At 73.3% G+C, this 3,397-nt stretch carries 3 protein-coding genes; 2 read left to right on the top strand and 1 reads right to left on the bottom strand.

The genetic code is table 11. The annotated features are described in order from the left end of the window. Positions 1–39: 39 nt before the first annotated feature. Entirely contained in the window at positions 40–1,038 is a 999-nt protein-coding gene (locus FOE67_RS20420) for a LacI family DNA-binding transcriptional regulator (RefSeq protein ID WP_182666298.1), read from the bottom strand. Between the two features lie 684 nt (positions 1,039–1,722). Between FOE67_RS20420 and FOE67_RS20415 the strand changes: the two genes are divergently transcribed. Together FOE67_RS20415 and FOE67_RS20410 are read left to right on the top strand one after the other, a co-directional pair. Next, positions 1,723–2,679: a DUF1996 domain-containing protein gene (locus FOE67_RS20415; protein ID WP_438874267.1), complete on the top strand. Its 957-nt coding sequence runs from the start codon at positions 1,723–1,725 to the stop codon at positions 2,677–2,679. A 33-nt stretch (positions 2,680–2,712) separates the two neighbouring features. Beyond that, complete coding sequence (locus FOE67_RS20410; protein WP_182666297.1) at positions 2,713–3,387, top strand: DUF305 domain-containing protein; 675 nt, start codon at positions 2,713–2,715, stop codon at positions 3,385–3,387. Positions 3,388–3,397 lie beyond the last annotated feature (10 nt).

The following is a 3,397-nucleotide window of genomic DNA, read 5'->3' as shown; positions in this document are numbered from 1 at the left end:
GGGCGGCGGGGGCCGGCCGTCGGCCGGCGGGGTCGCGGCTCAGCCGGGGGCCGAGGCGCGAACGACCAGTTCGGTGGGGAGGACGACGGGTTCCGGGTCCAGGGGGGCTCCGCCGAGGTGGCGCAGGAGCAGTCGGGCGGCCGTCTCCCCCATCGCGTGCATGGGTTGCCGCACGGTGGTCAGCGGCGGGTCGACCGAGACCGCCAGCGGCAGGTCGTCGAAGCCGACGACCGCGACGTCGTCGGGGACCCGACGACCGGCCGCGCGCAGGGCACGCAACGCCCCCACCGCGGTCTGGTCGTTGAGGGCGAAGACGGAGTCGAACCGGCGCCCGGAGGCCAGCGCGCGTTCCACGGCCGTCTGCCCGGAGGGGAGGGTGAACTCGCTGTCCACGATCATCCCCGGGTCGTGGGGGACCCCGTACTCGCGCATCACCTCCGCGAAACCGGTGAGCCGGTCGCGGACGCAGCCGTAGTGGCGGGGGCCGGCGACGACCAGGGGGGTGCGCCGACCGGTCTCCACGAGGTGGCGGGCGGCCGCCGCGCCCCCGGCCGTGTTGGTGGTGGCCACGGCGGGGAAGGCGGGCCGCTGTCCCTGGTCGTCTATGAGCACCAGGGGCAGCCCCTGCCGGTGGAGGGCCTCGATCGCGGGCAGGGTGTCGCCGGGGACGATGGCCAGCAGCCCGTCGAAGGCCCGTGCGGAGACCTGTCCGGTGAACTGGGTCATCGAGGCCTCCCCCCGGTTGCAGGTGAACAGGAGCAACCCGTATCCGGCCGCCTCCACCACGTCCGCCACGCCCTGGATCATCTCGCTGACCCACGGCCAGGTGAGGGAGGGCACCAGGATGGCCAGGGTGCGGCTGTCCCCCCGGGCCAACCCCACGGCGCGGGAGCTGGGGACGTAGCCCAACTCCGCGATCACCGTGCGGACCCGGTCAGCCGTCTCCGAATCCACCTCACCCTTGCCGTTGAGCACCCGGGAGACCGTCGTCTTGCTGACCGCGGCGGTTCGGGCCACGTCGGCGATGGTCACACGCATGGGGACTCCCGGGGGCAGGCGAGGGGGACCCGCGTCCCGACGGGACGCGGTACGGCACCGGTTCCGGAACCGGTTCCGGCGGTGGGGGTGCGCGCAGTCAACTCCCGCTCGGCCGTGTCGTCAAGACACCTCGCGGAAACTTTTCGGAGAGCGCTCCCTTGGCGGCATCCCCCTCGGAGGTCACGAACTCCGGTGGCCGGGGGCTCCCCCGGCACCCCCTCGGGGTCCGGCGCTCGCGCTCGAAACCATTCTTTATCGCACCTCAACAAGGTTTCGGGGGGCCGGAACCCTTGACGGGGAGGATGGAACCGGAGGCCGGGAGCAGATGTCCCGGCCCGTCATCGGAGAGGGAAATGCCGGAAAGATCACCACGGCATCCCCCGAAGGGGATCATGGCCGCGAGAGCGCTCTCCGAGATGTCGGGACGCCCTCCCCATCCGGAGGCACACCGAGTCCGGGTTCCGTGATCGACCGAGGGGCGTTCTGTTCCGGAACCACCCCTGACGTTACGGATTTTCCCTTCACGGCTTGACTCGACCGGGGGTGGAATCTATGTTCCACCCCCCGGAGAGCGCTCTCGCGCCTCCTCTCCCGTCCGCCGGCCGCCCCGCCGCTCCCCCACCGTGATTCGCTCGCGCGAAGGGAATCCGACCGAGGCGCCGGACCCCACCGATCAGGAGAACCATGTCCGACTCCCCCACCGCTCCCACCGGGGCCACCCCGGCCGGCGGGGCACCGGCGAGCCACGCGCGTCGCCGCCGACCGCGGCCCCGCCACGCGATACCGGCCGCCATCGTGGTCGCCGCGGCCCTGGGCGCCGGTCAGCTGATGACCGGGTCCTCCGGCGCGCAGGCCGATCCCGGCGCCGAGGTCTCCGCCGACGTGGTGCGCGTCGCCGAGTTCGTCGCCGAGTGCACCTTCAGCCACCGGCTGCCGGACGACCCCATCGTCTTCCCGGACCTTCCCGGTGCCTCGCACATGCACAGCTTCTTCGGGAACACCTCGGTGGACGCCCACACCACCGTGGACGACCTGTTGCGGGGCGAGAGCAACTGCGACCCCCACGTCGACCTCTCCGGCTACTGGGTTCCCACCCTCTTCGTCGACGGCGAGCCCGTCGAGCCGGCGAGCGCGACCTTCTACTACCTCGGGGAGGGGGTGAGCCCGGAGGTCACCGCCGCCATCCAACCGATGCCGCAGGGCCTGAAGATGCTCGCGGGCAACGCGGTGGCCACCTCCCCCGACCAGGCCTCCTCGCGCTGGTCCTGCCTGCACGCGGGCCACGTGGAGCCCTCCAAGGACTTCGTGGAGTGCCCCCCGGACACCATGCTCGAGTCCTACCTGGACTTCCCGCAGTGCTGGGACGGCGTGAACCTGGACTCCGCCGACCACAAGAGCCACATGTCCTACCCGGTCGCGGGCCAGTGCCCGGAGAGCCACCCGGTGCCGGTGCCCAAGCTGCGCCAGGTGCTGCGCTACCCGGTCAACGGCGACCCCTCCCGCTTCGAACTGGCCTCCGGTCCCGGCTACACCATGCACGGGGACCTGTTCAACGCCTGGCCGGAGGAGGAGATGGAGCGCCGGGTGCGCGACTGCATCAACCCGGTGATCAAGTGCGGCCCCGATGGCCGTCCCTCCTGATCGTCGCGGTCGGGTGACCGGCGGGGGCGGCCGATGAGCGGCCCCCGTCGGGGCACGGCGCTCCGCCGGCCGGCGCGGACGGCCCGGTCGTCCCTGGCGGCCGCGGTGCTCGCGGTGTCGGTGCTCGTCGGGTGCGGGGGCTCCCCCGCGCCCGACGGGCGGCCGGACCCCGGGGTCGCCGGGGAGGATCACCACCCCGGGGCCGGGCACCCGACGGTGGCCGCGCCCTCCGCCGGAGCCGCCGAGCAGGCCCGGCTGACCGGGTCGGACCTCGCCTGGCTCCAGCTGATGATCCCCATGAACGACCGCACCCTGTTGCTGCTCGACCTGACCGCCGAGAGGGCGGAGGACGACGCCCTCGCCTCCTTCGCCGAGCGACTGGCCGCCGACCACCGGGGCGAGTTGGAGGACCTGCACGCCCTGCGCGAGGGGGCCGGAGTCCCCGACACCAATCCCCACGAGGGACACCGCATGACCGGCATGGTCACCGACGACCAACTCGCCGACGCCGCCGCCGAGCCGCCCGGCCGCTTCGACGGGACCGTCACCGACCTGCTGCGCGAACACCTGGAACACTCCCGCATGGTCTCCGCGGCCCTGCTCGACGCCGGTTCCGACGAGGAGGCGCTGGCCCTGGCCCGGGAGCTGGTCGACCGCCGCGACGACCAACTCGCCGACCTCTCCGGAGCGGGCGCCCCGCAGGGGTGAGCCCGCCCCG

It is taken from the genome of Streptomyces calidiresistens, from assembly GCF_014141525.1.
Classification (GTDB): domain Bacteria; phylum Actinomycetota; class Actinomycetes; order Streptomycetales; family Streptomycetaceae; genus Streptomyces; species Streptomyces calidiresistens.
The sequence above is the reverse complement of the archived record's forward strand: the minus strand, read 5'-3'. Positions and strand labels throughout refer to the sequence as shown.

Excerpts from the sequence above, each read along its gene's own strand:
- FOE67_RS20410 (WP_182666297.1), top strand. The coding sequence starts at position 2,713 with ATGAGCGGCCCCCGTCGGGGCACGGCGCTCCGCCGGCCGGCGCGGACG.
- FOE67_RS20420 (WP_182666298.1), bottom strand. The coding sequence starts at position 1,038 with ATGCGTGTGACCATCGCCGACGTGGCCCGAACCGCCGCGGTCAGCAAG.
- FOE67_RS20415 (WP_438874267.1), top strand. The coding sequence starts at position 1,723 with ATGTCCGACTCCCCCACCGCTCCCACCGGGGCCACCCCGGCCGGCGGG.